This window comes from Burkholderia sp. ABCPW 111 (assembly GCF_000773065.1).
Classification (GTDB): Bacteria; Pseudomonadota; Gammaproteobacteria; order Burkholderiales; family Burkholderiaceae; genus Burkholderia; species Burkholderia savannae.
Map to the genome: position 1 here is coordinate 67,747 of NZ_JPWT01000110.1, position 24,733 is coordinate 92,479.

Annotated in this window: 21 protein-coding genes; 7 read left to right on the forward strand and 14 right to left on the reverse strand. The window is 65.5% G+C overall.

Annotated elements, in window-relative coordinates; translation table 11 throughout:
• Positions 1-4: 4 nt before the first annotated feature.
• Genes pcnB through hda form a run of 3 tightly spaced genes read right to left on the reverse strand, consistent with a single transcriptional unit; the run spans position 5 to position 2,997 of the window.
• A complete protein-coding gene (pcnB, locus tag X946_RS25005; RefSeq protein ID WP_038753335.1) occupies positions 5-1,567 on the reverse strand; it encodes a polynucleotide adenylyltransferase PcnB in 1,563 nt (520 codons plus the stop codon).
• Positions 1,564-2,250: an HAD family hydrolase gene (locus X946_RS25010; RefSeq protein WP_038753336.1), complete on the reverse strand. Its 687-nt coding sequence runs from the start codon at positions 2,248-2,250 to the stop codon at positions 1,564-1,566. Before X946_RS25010 ends, pcnB begins: the two co-directional genes overlap by 4 nt.
• Positions 2,251-2,271: 21 nt before the next feature.
• Positions 2,272-2,997: a DnaA regulatory inactivator Hda gene (gene hda, locus X946_RS25015; RefSeq protein ID WP_038753435.1), complete on the reverse strand. Its 726-nt coding sequence runs from the start codon at positions 2,995-2,997 to the stop codon at positions 2,272-2,274.
• A 289-nt stretch (positions 2,998-3,286) separates the two neighbouring features.
• Here hda and purM point away from each other — a divergent pair, with 289 nt between their 5' ends.
• On the forward strand, positions 3,287-4,342 hold the full coding sequence (gene purM, locus X946_RS25020; RefSeq protein WP_038753337.1) for a phosphoribosylformylglycinamidine cyclo-ligase: 1,056 nt from the start codon (positions 3,287-3,289) through the stop codon (positions 4,340-4,342).
• A 229-nt stretch (positions 4,343-4,571) separates the two neighbouring features.
• Complete coding sequence (locus X946_RS25025) at positions 4,572-4,964, forward strand: YybH family protein (RefSeq protein WP_038753338.1); 393 nt, start codon at positions 4,572-4,574, stop codon at positions 4,962-4,964.
• Positions 4,965-4,991: 27 nt separating this feature from the next.
• On the opposite strand, the gene miaA is transcribed toward X946_RS25025, so the two are convergent.
• Both miaA and mutL read right to left on the reverse strand, forming a co-directional pair.
• Positions 4,992-5,966 carry a tRNA (adenosine(37)-N6)-dimethylallyltransferase MiaA gene (gene miaA, locus X946_RS25030; RefSeq protein WP_038753339.1) on the reverse strand — a complete coding sequence of 325 codons (975 nt, stop codon included), beginning with the start codon at positions 5,964-5,966 and terminating at the stop codon, positions 4,992-4,994.
• Positions 5,963-8,002, reverse strand: coding sequence for a DNA mismatch repair endonuclease MutL (mutL, locus tag X946_RS25035; protein ID WP_038753340.1), 2,040 nt, complete (start codon positions 8,000-8,002; stop codon positions 5,963-5,965). The genes miaA and mutL overlap by 4 nt, the downstream gene beginning before the upstream one ends.
• Positions 8,003-8,196: 194 nt before the next feature.
• Between mutL and X946_RS25040 the strand changes: the two genes are divergently transcribed.
• Complete coding sequence (locus X946_RS25040) at positions 8,197-8,877, forward strand: DedA family protein (protein ID WP_038753341.1); 681 nt, start codon at positions 8,197-8,199, stop codon at positions 8,875-8,877.
• A gap of 310 nt (positions 8,878-9,187) precedes the next feature.
• Here X946_RS25040 and X946_RS25045 read toward each other — a convergent pair whose 3' ends face one another.
• From X946_RS25045 to X946_RS25065, 5 genes are all read right to left on the reverse strand, one after another.
• Positions 9,188-10,015: a mechanosensitive ion channel family protein gene (locus X946_RS25045; protein ID WP_038753342.1), complete on the reverse strand. Its 828-nt coding sequence runs from the start codon at positions 10,013-10,015 to the stop codon at positions 9,188-9,190.
• 111 nt (positions 10,016-10,126) lie between these two features.
• On the reverse strand, positions 10,127-10,963 hold the full coding sequence (locus X946_RS25050; RefSeq protein ID WP_038753343.1) for a class II glutamine amidotransferase: 837 nt from the start codon (positions 10,961-10,963) through the stop codon (positions 10,127-10,129).
• Between the two features lie 263 nt (positions 10,964-11,226).
• Positions 11,227-12,657 (reverse strand): mannose-1-phosphate guanylyltransferase/mannose-6-phosphate isomerase, encoded by a 1,431-nt coding sequence (locus tag X946_RS25055; protein WP_038753344.1) that lies wholly within the window; start codon positions 12,655-12,657, stop codon positions 11,227-11,229.
• Between the two features lie 100 nt (positions 12,658-12,757).
• Entirely contained in the window at positions 12,758-14,788 is a 2,031-nt protein-coding gene (locus X946_RS25060) for a capsular polysaccharide export protein, LipB/KpsS family (RefSeq protein ID WP_038753345.1), read from the reverse strand.
• The gene (locus X946_RS25065; RefSeq protein WP_038753346.1) at positions 14,789-15,940 is read right to left on the reverse strand and encodes a glycosyltransferase family 4 protein; all 1,152 of its coding nucleotides are present in this window, start codon (positions 15,938-15,940) and stop codon (positions 14,789-14,791) included.
• Between the two features lie 191 nt (positions 15,941-16,131).
• Between X946_RS25065 and X946_RS25070 the strand changes: the two genes are divergently transcribed.
• From X946_RS25070 to X946_RS25085, 4 genes are all read left to right on the forward strand, one after another.
• Positions 16,132-17,319, forward strand: coding sequence for a polysaccharide biosynthesis/export family protein (locus X946_RS25070; RefSeq protein WP_038753347.1), 1,188 nt, complete (start codon positions 16,132-16,134; stop codon positions 17,317-17,319).
• Positions 17,320-17,581: 262 nt separating this feature from the next.
• The gene (gmd, locus tag X946_RS25075; RefSeq protein WP_038753348.1) at positions 17,582-18,619 is read left to right on the forward strand and encodes a GDP-mannose 4,6-dehydratase; all 1,038 of its coding nucleotides are present in this window, start codon (positions 17,582-17,584) and stop codon (positions 18,617-18,619) included.
• 10 nt (positions 18,620-18,629) lie between these two features.
• Positions 18,630-19,523, forward strand: a complete 894-nt coding sequence (locus tag X946_RS25080) for an NAD-dependent epimerase/dehydratase family protein (RefSeq protein ID WP_038753349.1) — start codon at positions 18,630-18,632, stop codon at positions 19,521-19,523.
• On the forward strand, positions 19,520-20,623 hold the full coding sequence (locus X946_RS25085; RefSeq protein ID WP_038753438.1) for a glycosyltransferase family 4 protein: 1,104 nt from the start codon (positions 19,520-19,522) through the stop codon (positions 20,621-20,623). The genes X946_RS25080 and X946_RS25085 overlap by 4 nt, the downstream gene beginning before the upstream one ends.
• A 1-nt stretch (position 20,624) precedes the next feature.
• Here the strand turns inward: X946_RS25085 and X946_RS25090 are convergent, their stop codons facing one another.
• Genes X946_RS25090 through X946_RS25105 form a run of 4 tightly spaced genes read right to left on the reverse strand, consistent with a single transcriptional unit; the run spans position 20,625 to position 24,537 of the window.
• The gene (locus tag X946_RS25090) at positions 20,625-21,902 is read right to left on the reverse strand and encodes a glycosyltransferase family 4 protein (RefSeq protein WP_038753350.1); all 1,278 of its coding nucleotides are present in this window, start codon (positions 21,900-21,902) and stop codon (positions 20,625-20,627) included.
• Between the two features lie 26 nt (positions 21,903-21,928).
• A complete protein-coding gene (locus X946_RS25095; protein WP_038753351.1) occupies positions 21,929-22,582 on the reverse strand; it encodes an ABC transporter ATP-binding protein in 654 nt (217 codons plus the stop codon).
• The gene (locus X946_RS25100) at positions 22,579-23,373 is read right to left on the reverse strand and encodes an ABC transporter permease (protein ID WP_038753352.1); all 795 of its coding nucleotides are present in this window, start codon (positions 23,371-23,373) and stop codon (positions 22,579-22,581) included. Before X946_RS25100 ends, X946_RS25095 begins: the two co-directional genes overlap by 4 nt.
• A gap of 12 nt (positions 23,374-23,385) precedes the next feature.
• Positions 23,386-24,537: a capsule polysaccharide export protein gene (locus X946_RS25105; protein ID WP_038753353.1), complete on the reverse strand. Its 1,152-nt coding sequence runs from the start codon at positions 24,535-24,537 to the stop codon at positions 23,386-23,388.
• Positions 24,538-24,733: the final 196 nt, after the last annotated feature.

Consider the following 24,733-nt stretch of genomic DNA (forward strand, 5'->3'; position numbering starts at 1 on the left):
AGCGTCAGTCGTTCGCGTCGGACTCGCCGCGCACGGCGCCTTCCGTGCCCTCGGCGCTTTCGTCCGTCCGGCGGCTGCGTCCGCCGCGGCGGCGCCGCTTGCGAGGCGACTTGTCGCGGCTGCCGCCCTGCGTGAGGAGAGCCTCGCGCGTCGCGGCGTCGCCGTCGATGAAATCAGTCCACCACTGTCCGACGGCGGGATCGAGCTCGCCGGATTCGCAGCGTAACAGGAGGAAATCATACCCCGCTCTGAATCGTTGGTGTTCGAGCAGCCGCAGCGCGCTGCGGCCGGAGCGCTTCTCGAGGCGCAACTGCAGCCCCCAGATCTCGCGCATGTCGGCCGAATAGCGCTTGTGGATCGCGAGCTTCTCGGTCTGCATGTCGATCACGTCGTCCATCGCGCGATTGATCGCGGGGACCGGATACTCGCCGTTTGCGGCGTACTGCTCGAAGCGCTGGCGCATGTCGTGCCAGAGGAGCGTCGCGAACAGGAAGCCGGGCGACACCGGCTTGCCCGCGCGCACGCGCGCGTCGGTGTTGTTCAGCGCGAGCGTGACGAACTTCTCGCCCTGCGGCTGTTCGAGCACGACGTCGAGGAGCGGCAGCAGCCCGTGGTGCAGCCCCTGCTTGCGCAACTGCTTCAGGCACGCGAGCGCGTGGCCCGACAGCAGCAGCTTCAGCATCTCGTCGAAGAGGCGCGCGGCCGGCACGTTGTTGATCAGATCGGCGAGCTCCTTGATCGGCTCGCGCGTCTTTTCCTCGATGTCGAAGCCGAGCTTCGCCGCGAAGCGCACGACGCGCAGCATCCGCACCGGGTCCTCGCGGTAGCGCGTCGCCGGATCGCCGATCATCCGCAGCAGGCGCGCGCGCATGTCGGCCATCCCGTCGTGATAGTCGAGCACGGTCTGCGACGCGGGATCGTAGTACATCGCGTTGATCGTGAAGTCGCGGCGCGCCGCGTCCTCGTGCTGCTCGCCCCACACGTTGTCGCGCAGCACGCGGCCGCTCGCGTCGACCGCGTGCGTGCGGCGGTCGAGCTCGTCGCGCTTCAGGCGCTTCGCGGGCGCGGGGTCGGCGGGCTCCTGCGGCGCGTCGACGAGCGCGCGGAACGTCGACACCTCGATCAGCTCCTGCCCGAACTGCACGTGGACGATCTGGAAGCGCCGGCCGATCAGCCGCGCGCGGCGGAACAGGCGCTGGACCTCGGTCGGCGTCGCGTCGGTCGCGACGTCGAAATCCTTCGGCGCGATGCCGAGCAGCAGGTCGCGCACGGCGCCGCCGACGATGAACGCGCGAAAGCCCGCTTGCTGCAGCGTGTCGGTCACGCGGATCGCGTTTTTCGAGATGAGCGCGGGATCGATCGCGTGAACGCTCGCGGGCACGACGGTCGGCTCGCCGTTGCGGGCCTTCTTTGGCGCGCTACGCGCGGATTTCGCGCGGCTCGCGGCGGCGGGCGCGGCCGATGCGCCGCCAACGGCGGCTTCGCGCGGGGCGGCCGGGGCCTGCGGCGCGTCTTGCGCCTCGCGGGCGTCCTGCCCGAACAGCTTGCGGATGAGTTTCTTGATCACGACGGTTGGAAGAGGTCGAGGATGCGCCAGCCGTGTTCGCGTGCGTATGCGCGCAGCGTGTCGTCGGGATTGGTCGCGATCGGGTCGGTGACTTTTTCGAGGAGCGGAATGTCGTTGTGCGAATCGCTGTAGAAGTAGCTGCGATCGAAGTCTTCCCAGCGCTTGCCGAGCGACGCGAGCCACGCCTGCGTGCGCGTGATCTTGCCTTCGCGGTAGCTCGGCGTGCCGCGCGGGCGGCCGGTGAACGCGGAGTCGGGACGGCCGTCGACGGTTTCCACTTCGCACGCGATCAGCGTGTCGACGCCGAACGCGGTCGCGATCGGGCGCGTGATGAATTCGTTCGTCGCGGTGACGATGCAGCAGAGGTCGCCCGCGTCCTGGTGCCGGCGCACGAGCTCGATCGCGGCGGGCAGCATCGCCGGCCGGATCACCTCGTGCATGTACTGGTCGTGCCATTGCGCGAGCTGCGCGCGCGAATACTTCGCGAGCGGCGTGAGCATCGCGCTCAGGTACGCGTGGATGTCGAGCTTGCCGGCCTTGTAGTCGGCGTAGAAGCTGTCGTTCTGACGCGAGAAGCTGTCCGCGTCGACGATGCCGAGACGGACCATGAAGCGGCCCCACTCGTGGTCGCTGTCGGTCGGGATCAACGTGTGATCCAAGTCGAAAAGTGCCAAATTAGTCATGGATGCGCATTTTACTTGAAGCTACTTGAACCGGCCCGGGGCGGCCTCGTCGCGCTCCGGCGCGGCCAGCATCGCGCGCAGGAGCGGCAGCGTCACCGCCCGCTTTTGCTCGAGCGAGAAGCGGTCGAGCGCGTCGAGGAGCGCCATCAGGCTCGGCATGTCGCGGCGGAAATGGGTAAGGAGGTAGAACGGCACGTCGTCGGCGAGCGCGATCCCGCGCTCCTTCGCCGCGTGCTTGAGCACGGCCACCTTGCCTTCGTCGGTGAGCGGCGCGAGATGGAACACGAGCCCCCAGCCGAGGCGGGTGCGCAGGTCCTCGCGGACGTCGAGCGCGAGCGGCGCGGCGGGGCCGGCCGCGACGAGCGCCGTCATCGGATGCGCGCGCACTTCGTTGAACAGGTTGAAGAGCGCGATCTGCTGCGCATCGTTGAGCGCGTCGCAGTCGTCGACCGCGTAGAGCGACGCGCGCGGATCGAACACGAACGCGTCGAGCCCGCTTTGCGGGCTCACGTAGCGCGCGTGGCCGTACGTCGTGTCGTGCACGAGCGCCTGCAGCAGGTGACTGCGGCCGCTGCCCGCTTCGCCCCATACGTAGAACGTGCGGTCGGCCACGGGGCCGGCCGCGAGCGCGAGATCGAGCTCGCGCAGGCGCGTGACGAGCTCGGCGTTCGTGCCCGAGTAGAAATTGTCGAACGTCGCGGGCGGCGGGGTGCCGAGGTCGAGCGTCAGTTGACGGGATACAGTCACGGTGCGAATCGGGTCCGGTGTTGCGTGCCCGAAGGGCGGCGGCGCGTGAACGGCATCGTCGGCGAGCGTCCGCGTCCGCGGCCGCTCGCGGCGGGCCGGCAGGCGGCGCGCCGCGAGCGGGCGGCCCGCCGTGCGGCGGCGCCCGCCAGGCGAGGGCGCGGCCGCTCGAGCGGCGAAAACGGTGACGAATGGAGCACGATGCGTTCCCTGATGAATCGATGCGGGGAATTCCGGCCGCCCGGCCGGCTTCGGGTAAAATCGCATTTTACCGACCTTCTCGCATTCCCCCATGAATCCTCCGAAATCCGCTCCTGACGCTCAAGGTCTGTCCTATCGCGACGCGGGCGTCGACATCGACGCGGGCGATGCGCTCGTCGACAAGATCAAGCCCTTTGCGAAGAAAACGCTGCGCGACGGCGTGCTCGGCGGCATCGGCGGGTTCGGCGCGCTGTTCGAAGTGCCGAAGAAGTATCGCGAACCGGTGCTCGTGTCGGGCACCGACGGCGTCGGCACGAAGCTCAAGCTCGCGTTTCATCTGAACAAACACGACACGGTCGGCCAGGATCTCGTCGCGATGAGCGTGAACGACATCCTCGTGCAGGGCGCCGAGCCGCTGTTCTTCCTCGACTATTTCGCGTGCGGCAAGCTCGACGTCGACACGGCCGCGACCGTCGTCAAGGGCATCGCGCAGGGCTGCGAGCTGTCGGGCTGCGCGCTGATCGGCGGCGAGACGGCGGAGATGCCGGGCATGTATCCGGACGGCGAATACGATCTGGCGGGCTTCGCGGTCGGCGCGGTCGAGAAAAGCAAGATCATCGACGGCAGCACGATCGTCGAGGGCGACGCGGTGCTGGGCCTCGCGTCGAGCGGCATCCATTCGAACGGCTTCTCGCTCGTGCGCAAGATCATCGAACGCGCGAATCCGGACCTGTCGGCCGATTTCCACGGCCGCTCGCTCGCCGACGCGCTGATGGCGCCGACCCGCATCTACGTGAAGCCGCTCCTCGCGCTGATGGAGAAGATCGCGGTGAAGGGCATGGCGCACATCACGGGCGGCGGCCTCGTCGAGAACATTCCGCGCGTGCTGCGCGACGGCCTCACCGCCGAACTCGACCAGCGTACGTGGCCGCTGCCGCCGCTGTTCCAGTGGCTGCAGCAGCACGGCGGCGTCGCCGACGCGGAAATGCACCGCGTGTTCAACTGCGGGATCGGGATGGCCGTGATCGTATCGGCCGCCGATGCGGACGAAGCGCTCCGCCAGCTGACCGACGCCGGCGAGCAGGTGTGGAAGATCGGCGCCGTGCGCGCGAGCCGCGAGGGCGAGGCGCAGACGGTCGTGGTCTGACGCGCCGCGCCGTCGGGATGTTCATCGAAAGCCGCCCGGAGCCGATCCGGGCGGCTTTTTTTCTGGGCCGCGCGCTGCGCCGATGACGGCCGCGCATGGGGCCGGAGCAAGTGCCGAAGCGCCAGCAGCTTTGCACGGGTCGGGATTAGGCGCTGATGCGCCGAGTTTCGTCGACGTCCGCCCGGCATGAGCGCTGAAGCGCCACCTGTGGTCGATAGGAGGAACGACGATGACCGACGACGAACACGCGATTCGCGAACTGATCGAAACCTGGTTCGTCGCGAGCCGGCGCGGCGATCTGACGACGGTGCTCGATCTGATCGCCGACGACGCGATCTTCATGGTGCCCGGCCGGCCGCCGTTCGACAAGGCGGCGTTCGCCGCCGCGTCGCGGGACGCGAATGCGGTGAGCCCGCCGCCGCGGATCGACGGCCGCTACCGGATCGACGAATTGCGCGTGCTGGGCGACTGGGCGTACCTGCGCAACTTCCTCGAAATCGACGTGACGCCGCCGGGCGGCGACACCATGCGCCGCTGCGGCCATACGCTGACGATCCTGCGCAAATCGGACGGCCGCTGGCGGCTCGTGCGCGACGCGAATCTGCTCGCGTCGCCCGCCTGACGGGCGGGGCGGGCGGCGTGCAGCCCGTCAGGCCGGCGCGCGGCCGTCGAGCACCCGCTCGAGCGCGTCGACCGCGCGCGCGGTCGCGTCCGTGGCGCAGCAATCGACGACGACCCGCTCCGGCATCGCGCGCAGCCATGTCAACTGCCGCTTGCAGAGCTGCCGGGTCGCGAAGATGCCCTTGTCGCGCATCGTCCGGTAGTCGGTCACGCCGTCCAGATACTCCCACGCCTGCCGGTAGCCGACGCAGCGCATCGACGGCAGGCCGAGATGCAGATCCTCGCGCCGGCGCAGGCGCTCGACTTCGTCGATGAAGCCCGCCTCCAGCATCGCGTCGAAGCGCGCGGCGATGCGCGCGTGCAGCACCGCGCGGTCCGACGGCTCGAGCGCGACGGGCACGAACCGCAGGCCCGCCGCCGCGTCGTCGTCGCGCGGCGGCGCGGCGAGGAGCGCGGACATCGGCCGCCCCGTCAGCCGATACACCTCGAGCGCGCGCTGAATGCGCTGCGAATCGTTCGGCGCGAGCCGCGCGGCCGTCGCCGGATCGACGCTCGCCAGGCGCGCGTGCAGCGCGGGCCATCCGTCGCGCGCGGCTTCGGCGTCGAGCGTCGCGCGCACCTCCGGGTCGGCCGCCGGCAGGTCGTTCAGGCCCTGCGTCAGCGCCTTGTAGTAGAGCATCGTGCCGCCCGCGAGGAGCGGCGTGCGGCCGCGCGCGGCGATTTCGGCGACGACGCGCAGCGCGTCTGCGCGGAATTCGGCGGCCGAGTAAGCGTCGGCCGGATCGACGATGTCGATCAGATGATGCGGCACGGCCGCGCGCTCGTCGCGCGTCGGCTTCGCGGTGCCGATGTCCATTCCGCGGTAGACGAGCGCCGAATCGACGCTGACGATCTCGATCGGCCGGCGCGCGGCGAGCGCGAGCGCGGCGGCCGTCTTGCCGGACGCGGTCGGGCCGAGCAGGCACGCGACCGTCCGCGCGGGTGCTGCGGTGCGTTCGCTCATTGGCCGCGCATGAAGAGCCGGTCGAGATCGCCGAGCGTCAATTGATACCAGGTCGGCCGGCCGTGGTTGCATTGGTCCGCGCGCTCGGTCGCCTCCATCTGGCGCAGCAGCGCGTTCATCTCGTCGAGCGTGAGCCGCCGGTTCGCGCGCACCGCGTGATGGCACGCGAGCGTGCCGAGCAGTTCGTGCTGGCGCTCGGTCAGCACCCGCGAGCCGCCGAATGCGTGCAGATCCGCGAGCACCGCGCGCGCGAGCGCCTGCAGGTCGGCATCCTTCAGGAGCGCGGGCACCGCGCGGATCGCGAGCGTCGTCGGCGACAGCACCGCGAGATCGAAGCCGAGCGCGTCGAGCGTCTCGCGCTCTTCCTCGGCCGTGCCGATCTCGACGGGCGTCGCGCTCATCGACACAGGAATCAGCAGCGTCTGCACGGCCACCGTGCGGTCGGCGAGCGCGCGTTTGAACTGCTCGTACAGAATCCGCTCGTGCGCGGCGTGCATGTCGACGATCACGAGGCCGCGCGCGTTCTGCGCGAGCACGTAGATGCCGTGGATCTGGCCGACCGCGAAGCCGAGCGGCTGCTCGTCGTGCATCGGGAGGGCGGACGCATCCGCCGCCGAGAACGCGGGCGACGCGGCGCCGCCCGGCATGGTCGCGAAGCGGTGCGCGCTCGGCGTATCCGCTGCATCCGTCGCGTCGCGTGCCTCGAGCCCGTCGCCCGTCGTTCCGTGCGGCGTGCCCGCGTCGTTCCGGCCGAAAAGCGCGTCGTACAGCGCGAGCGGTTGCGCGACGGGCAGCGTGCCTTGCGTCATCCGCGATTGCCGCAGCCACGTGTGGCCGGGCGCCGGCTGGCCGGCGCCGGCGTCCGCGCCGGCCGCGAGGCCCGGGCGGACGAACGACGCGCCCGGCGCGGCGAACGATTCGGTCGACGCCGGCTCGACCGGCGAAAGATGCGCGGCGTGGCCGCCCGCGGTCGTTTCCGGCGACGCGCCCGCATGCCGCGCGAGCGCGCGCTGCACCGCATGGAACACGAACTGGTGGATCGAGCGCGAATCGCGGAAGCGCACCTCGATCTTCGACGGATGGACGTTCACGTCGACGGCTTCCGGCGGCAGGTCGAGGAACAGCACGTACGACGGATAGCGGTCGCCGTGCAGCACGTCCTCGTACGCGGCGCGCGCCGCATGCGTGAGCAGCTTGTCGCGCACGAAGCGGCCGTTGACGAAGAAGTATTGCTGGTCCGCGCGGCCGCGGCTCGCGGTGGGCAGCCCCGCGCAGCCGTAGACGGCAAGCGGCCCGGCGCGCTCGTCGAGCGGCAGATGCGCGCTCGAGAAGCCTTCGCCGAGAATCTTCGCCACGCGCGCCGCCGGCTCGCTCGCGTTCCAGTGCTCGACCGCGCGGCCGTTGTGCAGCACCGAGATCGCGACGTCCGGCCGCGCGAGCGCCGCGCGGCGGATCATCTCGAGGCAATGGCCGAATTCGGTCTGCTCGCTCTTCAGGAATTTGCGGCGCGCGGGCGTGCTGAAGTACAGCTCGCGCACTTCGATCGTCGTGCCGCGCGTGCCGGCCGCGGGCGCGAGCACGCCCGTCTGCGCGTCGATGCGCGTCGCGTGCGCGGCCTCCTCGGTGCGGCTCGTGATGAACATTTCGGCGACCGATGCGATCGACGCGAGCGCCTCGCCGCGGAACCCGAGCGTCGCGACCGCCTCGAGCTCGGCGAGCGAGCGGATCTTGCTCGTCGCGTGGCGCATCAGCGCGAGCGGCAGCTCGTCGGCGGGAATCCCGCAGCCGTCGTCGGTGATCGAGATGCGCTTGACGCCGCCTTCGTCGAGCATGATGCGCAGCGTGCTCGCGCCCGCGTCGAGCGCGTTTTCGACGAGCTCCTTGACGACGGACGCGGGCCGCTCGACCACTTCGCCCGCCGCGATCTGGCTGATCAGCTGATCGGGCAGCGGCTGGATCGCGCGCAGCTGGCGCGGCGCGGACGGGGAGGCGCCGTCGGGCGTCGCGCCCACGGCGGAATCGGTGAATTCGGACATGGCGGAATTATAGCGAGCCTGTGCCGGGCGTCGCCCGCCGCGCTCGGTGCGCGACGTCGCTCGCCGACCAAATTTCACGGTCGCTTAAGGCACTTTCGGTATCATGACAGCATGGATTTTTCGCATCCGGCCCTGCTTCTGGCCTTTTTGCGGCCGGCGCGCGCTCACTTCGTCACCGACACAAGGAAACGCATTTGGAAACGCTGCTTCATTTCGTCAGCCTCGTCTTGCACATCGATGCATTTCTCGGCGATTTCATCCGGCAGTATGGCGCCTGGGTCTATCTGGTGCTGTTCCTGATCGTTTTCTGCGAAACCGGGCTCGTGGTCTTCCCGTTCCTGCCGGGCGATTCGCTGCTCTTCATCGCGGGCGCGTTCGCGGCGACGGGCGAAATGACGCTCGCGGGGCTCATCGTGCTGCTGCTCGTCGCGGCGGTCGGCGGCAATACGGTCAACTATCTGATCGGCCGCGCGATCGGGCCGAGAGTCTTCAACACGCACATTCCGGGGCTCGAGCGCTTCCTCGATCGCGCCGCGCTGCAAAAGACTCACAACTTCTACGAGCGGCACGGCGGCAAGACGCTCGTGCTCGCGCGTTTCATCCCGGTCGTGCGCACGTTCGCGCCGTTCGTCGCGGGCGCATCGGCGATGAGCTTCGCGCGCTTTCAGCTGTTCAACGTGATCGGCGCGCTGATCTGGGTGCTGCTGCTCGTGTTCCTCGGCTACTTCTTCGGCAACATTCCGTTCATTCGCCATTACCTGAACGTGATCGTGCTCGTCGGGATCGGCGCGGCGGTGATTCCCGTCGCGATCGGCGCGCTGTGGAAGCTGCTGCGCCGCAAGTCGGACGGGCAGAAGACGCAGGGGAGCCGCTGAGCGGCGAGAGGCGGGAGCCGCCGCGACGCGCGCGGCCTGCGACGCGCGCGGCACGGTGCGCAGGATTGCACGGCGTGGCATGAGCCACGCCGTTTTTCATGGTGCGTCGTGCGGCGTGATTCGGCTCGACGCGTGAACGGCCTGTCGCCGCATGGCAAGCTGGAACGGAAACGATCGCCGAATGCGACGCCGCCCGCTTCGAAGAGGGGGGCGACGATGGAAGGGCCAAGCGGGGCGGCCTGCGCGGTGCGCACCGCGCGAGCATGTCGTCGCGACGGTGCGATTGCGCGGCGCGCGCCGCGCGACGGCGTCAGGACTTGACGGCATCCGCGGTCGTCCGATGCGCGATCGGGGTTTCCGGCGTCGGATAGCCGGCTTCGCGGAACGTGTCGAGGATCGCGCGATTGGTGTCGCAGTACACCTGCCAGTAGTTCCCGGGTTGCGTCGACGGCCGCACGAACAGGAGCGGGCCTTCCGGCGTGAACGACAGCACGCCGACGTCGGGCGCCGGATGCTTGACGACGTTCGGGATCAGCTCGAGCGCCGCCTTCAGGCGCCGGATCGCATCGGACGCGTCGACGCCGTTCGCGATCTTCGCCGTCAGATCGACGCGACGCGTCGGCGTCGCGCTGTAGTTCGCGATGTTGTCGGAGAAGATCTTGTTGTTGCCGACGAGCGTGACGACGTTGTCTCCCGTGACGATCGTCGTGCCGAAGAGGCCGAGCTCCTTGACGGTGCCTGTCACGCCGCCCGCCGAGATCACGTCGCCGACCTTGAACGGGCGCAGCACCTGCATGAACACGCCGGCCGCGAAGTGCGCGAGCAGGCCGCCCCACGCGGTGCCGACCGCGAGGCCGAGGCCCGCGAGCAGCGCGGCGAACGAAGTGGTTTGCACTCCGAACACTTGCAGGATCGCGAGGATCAGGAGCACCGTGAGCAGCACGCTGACGACGGACTCCAGATAGTGCGACAGCGTCGCGTCGACTTTTCCGCTTCTGCGGATGATCTTGCCCATCAGGTTCGTGACGATCCGGATCGCCCAGCGTCCGATGATCCAGAGCGCGATCGATGCGATGACTTGCAGGCCGAAATCGATGCCGCGAGTGACGATGAAGGTTTGCACGGAGGCGAGATCCACGAAGAGGTCTCCAAATGAATTGAACGGAGGCGGCCGTGAAGCCACGCGAAAAGGGGCTTTGTTATAACCGACTCGCGGCGATGGGGCAACCTTCGCCGCGCGACCGGTGCGTCACGTGGAGCGATGCGGCGTGAAAGGAACCTGCCGGATGTTGCCGCGGCGCGCAATGATCGCCGTGCTTTCCGGGATCTTTTCCCACGCGTCGTGCAGGTCGACGAGCGGCTCGGACAGCACGAGGAAAGCGTCGTCGCCGATTGCCTGGATGCGCGGATCGTGCGGATACAGCTCGTGCAGATGGTGGAACGACGCGCTGTGAAAGAGCGAGCGCGAGTCGCGCTCGCTCGAATAGCGGACCGCGACGACCTGCTCGCCGTCGGTCGCGCAGACGGTCATGTTGAGCGGCGCGTCGACGCGATGATGTGCGCCCGCATCCTCGATCGTTCCCGCCATTCGCTCGAGCGCGGGCAGCGGATCGTGCTCGAGCCCGAACGTGAGCGCGAGATGGAACATCACTTCGGAGTCCGTCGAACCTTCGATCGACGCGAAGAGCGCGGGATCGATGCGCATCATCAGCTCGCGCCGCAGCGTGTGATAGTGACGGATCAGCCCGTTGTGAGCGAACAGCCAGCGGCCGCGGCGAAACGGGTGGCAGTTGGTTTCCTGCACGGGCGTGTCGGTCGCCGAGCGAACGTGCGCGACGAAGAGCGGCGAGCGGATCGCACGCGCCGCTTCGCGCAGGTTGCGGTCGTTCCATGCGGGACTCACGCAGCGGTAGAGGAACGGAATCTCGTCGGGTTCTCCGTACCAGCCGATGCCGAAGCCGTCGCCGTTGGTCGTCGTCGCGCCCATCCGCGAATGCAGGCTCTGGTCGATCAGCGAATGCTTTGCGCGAAACAGCACGGTTTCGAGCTGGATCGGATTGCCGGTGTAGGCGAGCCAGCGGCACATCGTAAGCACCTCCGTCGAACGCGCGCGGGCGGATCGATCGCCGCGATCATCGTGATCGCCGAGATTCGCCGCGCAGACTGCGATGTGCGAAGCCTAGCCGATTTTGCGCGCGCCTGCTGCTAGGCGGCTCTGGGCCGAGCGCGGCGCAAAACGAAACGGGCCGCATGCGCGCGCATGCGGCCCGTTGCCGGGGCGGCCCCGTTTCGTCACGCATCGTCACGCTCCGCCCGCGCTCGCGCGCGTGCGGAGCGCGGCTCGACGCGTTATGTCGCGGACGTGCGTCCGTACGTATCCTCGAAGCGAACGATATCGTCCTCGCCGAGGTACGCGCCCGACTGGACTTCGATCAGCTCGAGCGGAATCTTGCCGGGGTTCTTCAGGCGGTGCGTGGCGCCGAGCGGAATGTAGGTGGACTGATTTTCGGTCAGGATGATTTCGTTGCCGTCGTTCGTGACGAGCGCGGTGCCCTTCACGACGATCCAGTGCTCCGCGCGATGATGATGCATCTGCAGGCTCAGTTGCGCGCCCGGATTGACGACGATGCGCTTCACCTGGAAGCGGTCGCCCTGATCGATGCCTTCGTACGAGCCCCACGGCCGGATCACGCGGCGATGCGTGACGGATTCGTGCCGGCCCGACGCGTTCAGCCATTCGACGACCTTCTTCACGTCCTGCGCGCGGTCGCGATGCGCGACGAGCACGGCGTCCGCGGTTTCGACGATGACGATGTTGTCGATGCCGATCGCGGCGACCATTCGATGCTCGGCGCGGATGTACGAGTTCTCGACCGAGTCGGTGTATACATCGCCGATGAGCGCGTTGCGCTGCGCGTCGGTGGCCGCGATGTCGGCGAGCGCGCTCCACGAGCCGATGTCGTTCCAGCCGAGATTCGCGGCGACGACGACGGCTGCGCGCTCGGTCTTCTCCATCACCGCATAGTCGATCGACACGTTCGGGCTTGCCGCGAACGCTTGCGGATCGAGCCGCAGGAAATCGCAATCGCGCTTCGCCGCATCGAGCGCGAGCTCGGCCTGGCGCGCGATGTCGGGCGCGTGGCTGCGCAGCTCGTCGAGATACGTCGACGCCTTCAGCATGAACATCCCGCTGTTCCAGTAGTAGCCGCCGTCCGCGACGAAGCGCTCGGCGGTCGGGGCATCCGGCTTCTCGACGAACGCGTCGACGCGATAGACCTGCGCGTCGCCCGCGAGCGCCGCGCCGCGGCGGATGTAGCCATAGCCGGTGTGCGCCTGCGCCGGGGTGACGCCGAAGGTGACGAGATGCTCGTCGGCCGCGACGGTCGCCGCCGTCTTCACGACGTCGACGAATGCGGCTTCGTTGTCGATTGCGTGATCGGACGGCAGCACGAGCAGTAGCGCATCGGGCGATTCGCGCAGCGCGAGGAGAGCGGCGATCGCGATCGCGGGCGCGGTGTTGCGCCCCATCGGCTCGAGGACGATCGACGACGGCGTGATCCCGACCTGGCGCAACTGCTCGGCGACGAGGAAGCGCTGCTCGTTGTTGGTGACGACGATCGGCGCGCCGATGCCTTCGACGTCGCGTACGCGCAGTGCGGTCTGTTGGACGAGCGTGTTGTCGCCGGTGAGCTTCAGATACTGTTTCGGATAGCCGCCGCGCGACATCGGCCAGAGGCGAGTGCCGCTGCCGCCGCACAGGATCACCGGAAAAATGTTCATGAATGACCTCGGTTTGCAAAGCTGTTCTGGCTCGTGCCGCTGAACCAGTGGTTTTCGATTCTTTCGACGCGCCGGCCTGCCTTGTTTCGTCGGCCGATTTTCAACTGTCAGGATGATCTTGGCGAATCGCATTTCCCCGTGCGATTCGCCATCGTGCGTGCGATAGTACATTACGCATCCAACGCCAAGCCTTCACGAGCGGCCGCGCTCGATTGCCGCGCACCCGCTCCAGCGGCCGCGCGGCGGCGCCGGCGAGCCGCGCGACGACGGCCTCCGGCGTCGTGAACGCGTGCAGCCGCCAGTCCCAGTACAGCGGATAGCGCAGCAGGGCGCCCGCCGTCAGCATGTCGAGCGTGAGCGTGCGCTCGCGCCACGGCAGCGGTGCGAGCGCGTCGTGCGTGAGGCCCCATCCGGCATAGAACGGCAATCCGTACGTGTAGACGGTCTTGCCGCGCAACAACGCGTCGAAGCCTGCAAGCGATGAAAGCGTGTGAACTTCGTCGGCCGCTTCGATCAGCGACAGCAGATCGGATTCCATGTCGACGACGTCGGCGAGCCGCGCGGCGTCGACGAGGCCCTTGCGGTTGCCCGACAGGACGTCGGGGTGCGGTTTGTAGACGACGAACGCATCGGGACGGCGCGAGCGGACTTCGCGCAGCAGCGCGTCGGCTGTGCTGAGCGTGCGCGTGCCGAGGCGGATCGACGCGTCGTCTGCGACCTGTCCGGGCACGAGCGCGATCGGCCGTCCCGCGGGTCGCGACCACGCAGGCGCGCGGCGGCCGAGGTTGTACTTCGTGATGCCGTGGCGCACGATGCGCTCGCGTAGCGCGGCCGCGCGCGCGAGTTCGGCGTCGGTGAAATCGGCGTCGTTGAAAATCGTTGTCAGATCGCTCGGTCGGCTCGCGTCGAAATAGAGCCCGCGACGGTCGATCGCCTGGCTATACGGCGCGTTCATGTCGGAGCCGAGTCCGAGCGAATGTATGAAGCCGTCTTCGATGCGCACGTGCGCGACGCCGGGGTCGAGCCCCTCTGTGCTGCGCGCGCCCCAGAGCGCGGCGCATTCGTTCGCGTGCACCGCCGCGGGCGCATGCGCCCAGCGCAGTCGGCCTCCGCCTGCCGCGAGGAACGGCGTCGCGAACGGCCGCTTCCAACGCTGGAAGCGCACGCCGACAACCCGCTCGAGATCCTTGAACCGTTCCGCGACCACGTGCTGCAGCTCGATGCCGTCAAGCGCGGCGGACAGGCTACCCGGCGCGTGCGTCGTGGGATCGAGGTAGTGTGCGATGCGCACGAACACGACGTCGAAGAGCGCTGCGAGCGTCGGGCGCGCGCCGCGGCCAGGCAGCGCATGGCGGTCGTCGGTGAGGCCCCAGCCGGCATAGTACGGCGTTCCGAATACATGCGTACGCACACCGGCAAGGAGTGCGCTCATGCCTTCGGACGCGTCGACGACATACACATGATCGACGTGGCGCAGCAAGTCGGCGAGCGAATACGGCGGCGCGACGTGACGCACGCCGCCCGGCAGCGCGTTCGAATCCACGGACAGCCAGCGCCCCGTCGCGACGTCGCCGCTTCGAATCATCCAGAATTCCGCATCAGGGTGTGCTGCACGCGCCGTTTGCATCATCGCCTCGAAATCGTTTGAACGGACGCGCGCGGATGCGTGAACGTTCGCCGAGGTTGCTCGTCGCTCGTCGATCAACAGCACACGCTTGCGGCGCGTGGAGGTGTCGATCGCCAAGGGGGCGCGTGCGGCGCGTCCGCGCAGATGCAATGCGTCGGCGAGCAATACGCGTTGCATGAGCGCGGCGATTTCGGGGCCGCTGCCGGCGGACGGATGGGTCGCGAGCGCATCGGCGATCGCGTCGGCGAACGCCTGGGGGCCGCTCGCCTCGGCCGGCACGCAGAACCACGAGCGCAGAGGCGCGCCGCGCGCCTCGGGCGGCGCGATCGGTCCCGGCCATGCGGCGCGCGCGCGGATGCCGACGATGCGCGCGATGCGCAGCGCGGCACGCCCGCTCCAGTGATCGAGCCACAGACGATCCGAACAGCGTGCGGTCCAGCTCGCGAGCCGCGCGCCGTATGTGATGCTGCGCAAGTCGAATCGAGGAGCTGGGGACGCGGCCATCTAATCCAGCGATGCAATGAAGCGGTCGACGATATCGAAATGCGCCGCCCAGGTCGGCGCGCGAAAGCCGGCGATGCGATCGAGTTGCGCGCGCCGCTCGGGGCTGTCCGCGCGTGCATACGCTTCGATGCGGGCGAGCCATCCGGGACCGTCGAGCGGATCGAGATAATCGGGAACGTCGGCCGCGATTTCGCGGAACACGTCGAGATCGCTCGCGAGCACGGGTACGTTTGACTCGAGCGCTTCGACGAGCGGCATGCCGTAGCCTTCGACAAACGACGGAAAGAGCAGCGCGCGCGCGTGCTGCAGCCATGCATGCAGCCGGTCATCAGAGCAATCGGATTGTTCGATCACCGCGCCGCGCAGGCTCGCGCAACGCTCCAGCATGTCGATCACGTTTTCGCATTCCCAGCCGCGTCGGCCGATCACGACGAGTTTCGGTGCGGCATCGCCGAGGCGTTCGACGAGCCTGCGCCACACGTGCAGCATGAACCAGTGATTCTTGCGCGGCTCGATCGTGCCGAGCATCACGAAGTACGGTGACGCGAGCGGTGCGGCTTGCGCAGGCCGCGGCTCGGTGCCGCCCGCGAGCGGCGCGACGATGGCGGGCGGCAGCGCGAGCGCAGCGCGCTTTGCTTCCTGCGCAAGCGAGTCGAGCGTCGCCTGCGAATTCGCGATGAGGCCGTCGGCGTGACGAAGGGCGGTGTGGATTCGCTTGCGGTGGACGTCGTCGATGCCCGGCCGGCTGTACTCCGAGTGCGTCAACGGAATCAGGTCGTGCACCATGAATACCGCGCGGCCGCTTCTTCGCTGCGCCGACTGGTAATAGCGCGGGTATTCCATTCCGGTGTGGCTCGTGTGCAGCAGTGTCGAGCCGGCGGGCGCCGGCCGCATCCGGTTGATGGTCCATGTGCGAGCGAGCAGGTTCGCGATGTAGCGCCGGTCCGGGTGCTGGGCGAGCAGCATCGCAAACGTTCGCTGCGAGTCGGCTTCGCTCAGAACGGCGGAGTAGCCGAATTCGCTCAGCATTCCGCGCGCGCAGGCGCCGTACCGCTCGACGTACGCGAGGCCGACGCGATCGATCCCTGTCGGTAGCAGCCTCTTGTAGCATCGGCTTATCAGGCGTGTGACGTTCAGGCAAATATGTGTCACGGGGATGCAATCTTTCTATGAGAATACGGGCGGCTTGAATGACCTTCACGCGCACGGACGGCTATTCGCGCGCGGCTGGTCGCGTTCCGGAATGCGTTTGCAATAGGCGACAATTGATGCTGAAATATTTTATTGCATCTCCGAAAGTGCGACAATTTTCGCCTCTGTCTATATCTGGGGCCCAACGATACATGTCACGTTTGTCTTGCGGTGCTTCTTATATCACGCTTGCGGTTGGCGCGATTTTGCTCGTGGGCTGTTCGGCCATTCCCACGTCTGGGCCTAGTCGTTCCCAGATCGACAAGGCGCCCGGCCAGTCACAGAATCAGGCGAGTGCGTCCGTTCCGGGCATTCAGATCGTCGACGTGACCGACGGCGTTGCGCGGCGGCTTTATGCGGAGCGCAACCGCGGTGATTTTTCGGCGTTGCTCGGCAACAATGCCCGCTTCCAGCAGGAGCTTGGCGTCGGCGATACGATCGAAGTGTCGATCTGGGAGGCGCCACCCGCGACGCTCTTCGGCGTAGCGCAAACGAGCGATTCGAAGGCGGGCGCAACCAACGCGAAAGTGACGGTGTTGCCTGACCAAGTGATCAACGGCGACGGTACAATCGACGTGCCGTTTGCCGGCCCGATCAAAGCGGCGGGCCGCACGCCGGCGGAACTGCAGCGGATCATCGCCGCGCGTCTGAAGAACATGGCGCACGATCCGCAGGTACTCGTGAAGCTGTCGCGCAATGCAACCTCGTACGTCACAGTCGTCGGCGACGTCGTGAAGAGCGACCGGATGCAGTTGTCCGCGCGCGGCGAGCGTCTGCTTGATGCGTTGGCGAGCGCAGGGGGGGTGCGCCAACCAGTTGACAAGATTACGATTCAGGTGACGCGCGGCGATGTCGTCGCGTCGCTGCCGCTCCAGTCGGTGATCCGCGATCCAAAACAAAACGTCCCGTTGCGCGCCGGCGATGTCGTGACGGCGCTATTTCAGCCATACAGCTTCATGGCACTCGGTGCCACCGGCAAGAACGAGGAAATCAACTTCGAGGCGCAGGGCATCACGCTTGCGCAGGCGCTTGCGCGAGCGGGGGGCTTACAGGATGCGCGCTCGGATGCGCAAGGCGTGTTCATCTTCCGGCTGGAGGACGCAAAGGCGCTGCAGTGGCCGAACGCGCCAGCGCGCACGACGGCCGACGGCAGGGTGCCTGTCGTCTATCGCGTGAATCTGCGTGATCCAAGTTCATTTTTTGTCGCCCAAAGTTTCATGATGGACAACAAGGACGTGCTGTATGTCTCGAATGCGCCTGTTGCCGAGCTGCAGAAGTTCTTGAATCTCGTGTTCTCGGTTGCCTATCCGCTCGTGACGGGCGTACAGACTTTCCGTTGACTCGACGCCGAATGGGCGTGGGTGATGTGGGTTCGCGGCCGGCATGCGTCGTGGGTATGCGTTTGCGGCGTTGTTTCTTCAGGCACACGGCGTAGCCGCATCGGGGGCGAACTCGCCGGCCTGGGGATGTCGGCGGGCTGGGCCGCGGCAATGTCCGGGACGAAAGAGGGAAATCCAAACCGGAAGGGTGGGAAGTAGCACCGGCCGAATATGAAGTTACGAATCTGGCTTGTCACGAATGATATTAACGAGTGAGTCGACAATGAGCGTCACGGCAATCATTACAGGAATTACAGGGCAAGACGGTGCATACCTCGCTCAGCTCCTGCTCGAGAAAGGTTATGTCGTGTACGGTACTTACCGACGCACGAGCTCGGTGAATTTCTGGCGTGCGGAGGAACTCGGCATCGCTGCGCATCCGAATTTCCATCTCGTCGAGTACGATCTGACGGACTTGAGTGCGAGCATTCGTCTGCTGAAAACGACGCAAGCAACGGAGGTCTACAATCTCGCCGCACAGAGTTTCGTCGGCGTATCGTTCGAGCAACCGATCACCACTGCGGAAATCACGGGCGTCGGGCCTCTGAATCTGCTCGAGGCGATCCGCATCGTCAATCCCGCGATCCGCTTCTATCAGGCCAGCACGTCTGAGATGTTCGGCAAGGTACAGGCGGTTCCGCAGACCGAGCTGACGCCTTTCTACCCGCGCAGTCCATATGGCGTGGCAAAGCTCTACGCGCACTGGATTACCGTCAACTATCGCGAGAGCTACGGCATCTTCGGATGCAGCGGAATCTTGTTTAATCACGAGTCGCCATTGCGGGGCCGGGAGTTCGTGACGCGCAAGATTACCGATAGCATCGCGAAGATTCGCCTCGGTAAACTCGATGTGCTCGAGCTCGGCAATCTTGACGCGAAGCGAGACTGGGGTTACGCGAAGGAGTATGTCGAGGGGATGTGGCGAATGCTGCAGGCCGACAAGCCCGACACTTACGTGTTGGCCACCAACCGCACCGAGAAAGTCCGGGATTTCGTCGATATGGCCGCGTGCGCCGCGGGCTTCGCGCTCGCTTGGGAAGGCCGCGATGAGAACGAGGTGGGTATCGAACGGTCGTCCGGCAAGACGATCGTGAAGATCAATCCGAAGTTCTATCGGCCAGCGGAAGTCGATTTGCTGATCGGCGACCCGGCGAAGGCGCGCGATTCGCTTGGCTGGCGGCCCGGCACGACGCTCGAGCAACTGTGTCAGATGATGGTCGAGGCGGATATCCGCCGCAACGAGGCTGGCTTTTCGTTCTGACGTTTTCGCTATGGCAAAGATTCTGATTACGGGGATCGACGGTTTTACCGGACGCTATCTCGCAAGACGGCTGGCGGGCAGCGGGCACGATGTGTGCGGGATCGCTCATCGGGCGGACAACGGGTGCGAATGGCGAACGTACATGGCGGATTTGCTCGATCGCGCCCGCCTCGCGGAAATCTGCGAGTTAGAACGGCCCGATGCTGTCGCGCACCTGGCTGCGATCGCGTTCGTCGCGCATGACAACGTGAGCGCGATCTATCAGACCAATGTGGTCGGCACGCGCAATCTGCTCGACGCCCTGGCCTCATGCTCGCATGTGCCGCGGTCCGTCTTGCTTGCAAGCAGCGCAAACGTCTACGGTAACGCCAATCATGAATGGATCGACGAGTCGACGCCGCCTGCGCCTGCCAACGACTATGCGGTCAGCAAGCTGGCGATGGAGTTCGTCGCGCGGCTATGGTGCGAGCGGCTGCCGATCGTCGTCGTGCGCCCGTTCAATTACACGGGCGTTGGCCAAGCCGCCAATTTTCTGCTGCCGAAGATCGTCGCGCATTATCGTGACCGGGCACGAGTTCTCGAACTCGGGAATCTTGACGTCATCCGTGATTTTTCCGATGTGCGCACCGTGGTCGCGACCTACGAGAAGCTGCTTGGCGGCGCTTTCGCGGGCGAGACGTTCAATGTTTGCTCCGGCATTGGGCATTCTCTACAGGACGTATTGTTGACGATGGCGGCGTTGACCGGTCATCGGCCGGAGATTCGCGTTAATCCGAATTTCATCAGAGCGAATGAGGTTCACAAACTCGTCGGCAATGGTGGCAAGCTGTGCAGCGCGATCGGGGCCATTCCTTCGATCGCATTGCGCGATACGCTGCAATGGATGCTGGAGAGCCCCGTTTGAAACTGATTTTGGCAGTGGACGCGATTGTCCCGCCGCTGACCGGAATCGGACGCTACACATGGGAGTTGGCGCGGTATTACGCGACGTCTGATAGCGGGCTGGAGGCCGTTCGCTATTTCTTTGCCGGGCATTGGATCGACGACCCGAAAACGCTTCTTTCCCGCCGTCCGCTCCAGAAGCGAGGCTGGCAGCGGATTGCCGTCGGCTGGCGGCACTGGCATCAGCGTCGGTTGGCAAGAGAGTGCGTGTTTCATTCGCCGAACTATTTCTTGCCGGAGTGGGTCGAGGGTGGCGTTGTCACGGTGCACGACCTGTCGGTGTTCCGTTATCCGGAGACACACCCGGTCGAGCGCGTACGTCAGTTCGAGCGAGGGTTCGCGTCAACGCTCGCGCGTGCTGCGCACCTCATCACGGATTCTGAAGCAATTCGTCGTGAGATTGCTGACGACTTCGGCTGGCCGCTGGAGAAGATCACGGCTGTTCATCTGGGCGTGCCGCCGGAGTTCAGACGATACGATCGAATGTCGCTCGTCGCGCCGCTTGCGCGATGTGGCCTTGAGCCGGGCGCCTATACGCTTTGCGTGTCGACACTCGAACCGAGAAAGCGGATTGGCGCGCTGCTTGCAGCTTATGCGGATCTGCCGGCAGCGCTGCGAACGCGGTTCCCGCTGGTGCTCGTCGGCAGCGACGGCTGGCTCGGCGAGGGGCTGCGCCAGGCGATTGCGCGTGGCGAGAGTGAGGGCTGGCTGCGTTATCTCGGTTTCGTTTCCGACATGATGTTGCCGTTCATCTACGCTGGCGCGCACGCATTTTTCTTTCCGTCGCTCTACGAAGGATTCGGTCTGCCGGTACTCGAGGCATTGGCGAGCGGCGTGCCGACATTGACGTCCGCGTGCTCGTCGCTGCCGGAGGTCGCGGGCGGTGCTGCATGGCTTGTGGAACCCGGGGATCATGCGGCATTGCGTGAAGGCATCTTCAATGTGATATCCGACGAGCAATGGCGGGCGGCCGCAATCGAGAGAGGGCTGCAGGTGACGAGCGAAGCGACTTGGGAGCGGTGCGCACGCAAGACGCTCGACGTCTGCCGGCGATTCGCGTGATTTAGCGTGTTTCGGCGAGCATAGCGACAAGGGTTTTGAATTGGTCCGCGCTCGCCGCCCACGTCCGGGGTTCGATTGCTTCGCTTGTCGGTGCCTCGCCGGCCGCGACGCGCGAAACCCAGTTCGAAATCTCGCGTGCTAGCGCGGCGCGATTGCGAGCAGAAAAATAGGTTGCATGCTTGCCGGCGATTTCGCGAAATACCGGAAGATCGCGTAGAAATAGCGGCTTACCGTAGCGGGCGGCTTCGATGATCGGCAATCCGAAGCCTTCGGCCTCGGACGCCATGACGAGGCCATCGGCTAGGGCGTATAGCGTCTCGAGCTGCGCGTCGTCGACGTCCGGCAGCCAGAAAAGCCGCCGGCCAATTTCCACATGACCTTGCAGCCGGCGCATCACCGTCTCAACGTGCCATCCTTGCGCCCCGACGATCACGAGGGTGAGGTCGCGGCCACTCTGCCAGAGCGTTTCAAGCGCATCGAGCACGTGGGCATGGCCTTTGCGCGGCTCGACCGTTCCCACCATCAACAGTAGCGGGCGACCGTAGTGATGGCGGGGGGCAGGGCGTGCCGACGGCATTGCGACGTGCACGCGGTCGAGGGTGTCGGCGCCGAGATCGAACGATCGAATCGCAATGTCGGCATCGTTCAGGCCGAAGCGCGCAGGCATCAGCGCACACGTGTCAGTCGCGACCGTGTGTGAAATGCACCACAGCTCATCGGCGTGGACGGCGAGCGTCGATAGCCAATGCCGGAACGCACGTTGTGCGCGCGGCGTAAACCACTGCGGATGCTGTAGCGGCAGCAGATCGTAGACGACGAATGCGCAGCGCACACCTTGCTTTTTCCATGCGAGCAATTCGCGTTGCCGGTGGGGCGTGATGCGGCTCGTCAAGTCGAGTCCGACGAACACGTCGCCGTGCTCCACTTGAATGTCGCGCATGTCCGATGCCGACGCGTGGCTTGCCACTTGGGGCGCAAGAAAATTGCCGGCGTAGCGATAGCTCGACTTGCGGGTTGCGCAGACAGGGCGCACGTCGAATCCGACGGGTGGGGATTGCATCAACTGAGCAAGGAGCGAGCGCACGACGCGTTGGATGCCCGTTCCGGCATCGTACGCGGCAACGATCGACACATCGACGAGCAACTGGCGTGTGCGATTGCTCGGCGCCGGATATGCGGGGCGCAACGAATACATGGTGCGCCTCGCCGCACGAGCAAAGCGCGGCGACCACCAGATCGCTGCGAACTGGAGGATGGCGGCTTTGATGGTTGAGGCCATGCGTCGAACGATGACGGGACTACGGGTCAGGTCACGCTTTCCTGGTAGAAGGCGTATGCCTCCTCCACGGCGTCGAACGAGTGCAACTTGCCCTGGATCAACACTGATGCGCGGTCGCAGTGCTGCCGGATGTAGCCTGCGTCGTGGCTCACGATGATGAGCGCGCGATCCTTGCGCTGCTCGAACAGTTCGTGATGACACTTCGCGTGAAAGCGGCTGTCGCCGACGGCGACGATCTCGTCGATCAGAAAGCAATCGAACTCGATTGCCATTGAAATGGCGAATGCGAGCCGCGCTCGCATCCCCGCGGAGTAGCTCTTGACGGGCTCGCGCAGATAGTAGCCGAGCTCCGAAAATTCCTGGACGAACGGCTCAGCGGCTTTCGAATCGGCACCGTACACTCGGCAGATGAAGCGCAGATTGTCCATTCCGGTCAGACTGCCTTGAAACGCTCCGCCGAACGCGAGCGGCCATGAAACTTTCATGGTGCGTCGAATGTGGCCTGAGGTCGGTAGCTCGGCGCCACTGATCATGCGGATCAGTGTGGATTTACCGGCGCCATTGCGGCCGAGGATGCCGACTTTTTCGCCCGGCTCGACTCGAAGATCGATATTGTTCAGCACGCGATGGATGCCTTGCCGCGTGCGGTAGTCTTTGCAGACGCGAGCGAGCTCGATCATTCTGGTTCTACCCTGAGGCTTGCGTCGCGAACGAGATACAAACCGATCAGCAACAAGACCATGTCGCTGAACACCATGTACGGAATGTCGTAATGGGGTTGGACGAGTGCGCCGAAATAGCCGCCGCGAAGCATTTCTGTTCCATGGACCATCGGCAGCAGCAGAATGATTGGATGAAATTTCTCCGGCAGCCATGAGACCATGAAGAGCGAACCGGAGAGAGGGAAAAGCAGGTACGCGATCGTGTGCCAAATGCGTTCAACCGATTCGCTGCGCTCGGACAGAGCGCCGATGATGAGCGCGAGACCGAAGCCGAAAGCGATGAGATGCAGCCATGCGCCGAGAACCAACGCCAGATCGTGCGGCGGTTTCATCATGCCGGCGATCACGAAGAAGACGGTCAGGAACGTGAACGACATCGTTGCTCCCGAGATTTCGAGTAGCAGCCGTGCGAAGAAGAAGTCGACCACGCGTACGTTCCGGTGATACAGGAGCGCCTGGTTGGGTTGAATGGCGAGTGCGCAGCGGTTTGCACAATTGCGCCAAAGCAACACGGGTGAATAGCCGGTGACTGCGAACGCGGTGATCGGAAGCGTCGAGCCGTGCGTCTGCTTTGTCACCGTCCACAGTCCGAGCACACCCAGCGTGAACATCATCGGCTCGAAGAATATCCACAGAAAGCCGATATTGTGCCTCCCGAATCTCGTCAGGATCTCCCGCATCAGCAACGCGCCGACGACACGCATCTGGATCGTCAACGAACGGGACAGCGGGGTGTCGTGGTGCGCCATCGCCACCTCGTTTTAGTCGTGGTGCTCGCGCACGCCAGCGAGCAGGAGGCTCAGGATACCCCATGCGATCATGCCGAGCGCGAACACTTCGAAGATCGATTTGAGCCGCTTCGGTTCGATCGCGACATCAGGCGTGTTGGGTTTGACGAGTAGATCAAGGTAGAGCTGCTGGCGCTGCGCTTCTGCGCGCGCTGCCTCGAGCGCAGCCATTGCCGATGCGAGTTGCTTGTCTGCAAACTGCGAGTCGAGCTGCAGCCGCGTGTAGTTCGTCGCCTTGTTTGACAGGGAGTTCCTGCCGCCTGCAACTCCGCCCGTCGCTTCCTTGATCTGCTTTTCGAGTTCCTCGATGCTCTTTTTCAGCACGCTAATCTGCGGGTTTTGAGGTGCGATCGCTTGGAGTTGCCGCAACTGCGTTTGCGCGTTGAAAAGCTGCGTTTGCAGGCTCGTGACCTGCTGTAGCTGGAGCGCCGATTGCTTGTCCGGATCGAACACGACGTTCGAGTTCCGGTATGAGGCGAGCGCGACGGCGGCGTTCTTCGCCTTTGCTTCGGCCTCCTCGACCTGCCCCTTGGCGAAGCTCACGGTGTCGCGGGCCGCGCGCTCGTTCATCCGGTTGATGAGCTGCTCGCTCAGTTCGAGCAGGTTCGCATTGATTTTCGCCGCATCCTGCGCCGTAAATGCCCGCACTTGCAGCGTGACGATACTGGACGATGTCTCGAGATTGACCGATACGATCCGCTTGTCATAGTACTTCCAAAGCGCTTCGAAGCTGCCGTCGAGCATCGAGTTGAAACGACTGATGATGTCCCCTCGGCTCGAGTACGCGTCGACGACGTAGTTTCCTCGATTCAGCTCGGCGAGCGCGTCGCGCGACTGGATGTAATCAATGACGGGGTATGTATCGTCTTGCCCGCGGACAAGTCCACTGCCCTGCAGCAGCGCGCCGACGACGCTCGGCTGCATCGAGCGCTGTGCGGTTCGGACGACGAAACGCGATTCGGACACGTAGATGTCGGACCCGATAAGGCCGTAGTAGAGCGTCGCGATGAGGGTGGGGGCCGCCACCGTCAACAAGAACAGCTTGTTGAGTTTCTTGAACCGCCCGACCAGATTCGTGCTGTTTCCGGTCGCCGAGGCCGATGCGTTGCCAGATACGTTTTCCAACTTCCTTCCATCCAAGCTGATTGGCTCTTGACATTTTGTCAAAAGACTAGAATTGCCTTTCAACTCAAAGAGCGGATTCGATCAAATGACACGGCCGTGCAACATTCGTCGCGCAGATAGCACGTCTATGGCCTCGCGACCTTTCGCTGCATCGAGCCGTGGGCGGATGATTTCAGGCAAACACGTCTTCCCAGTG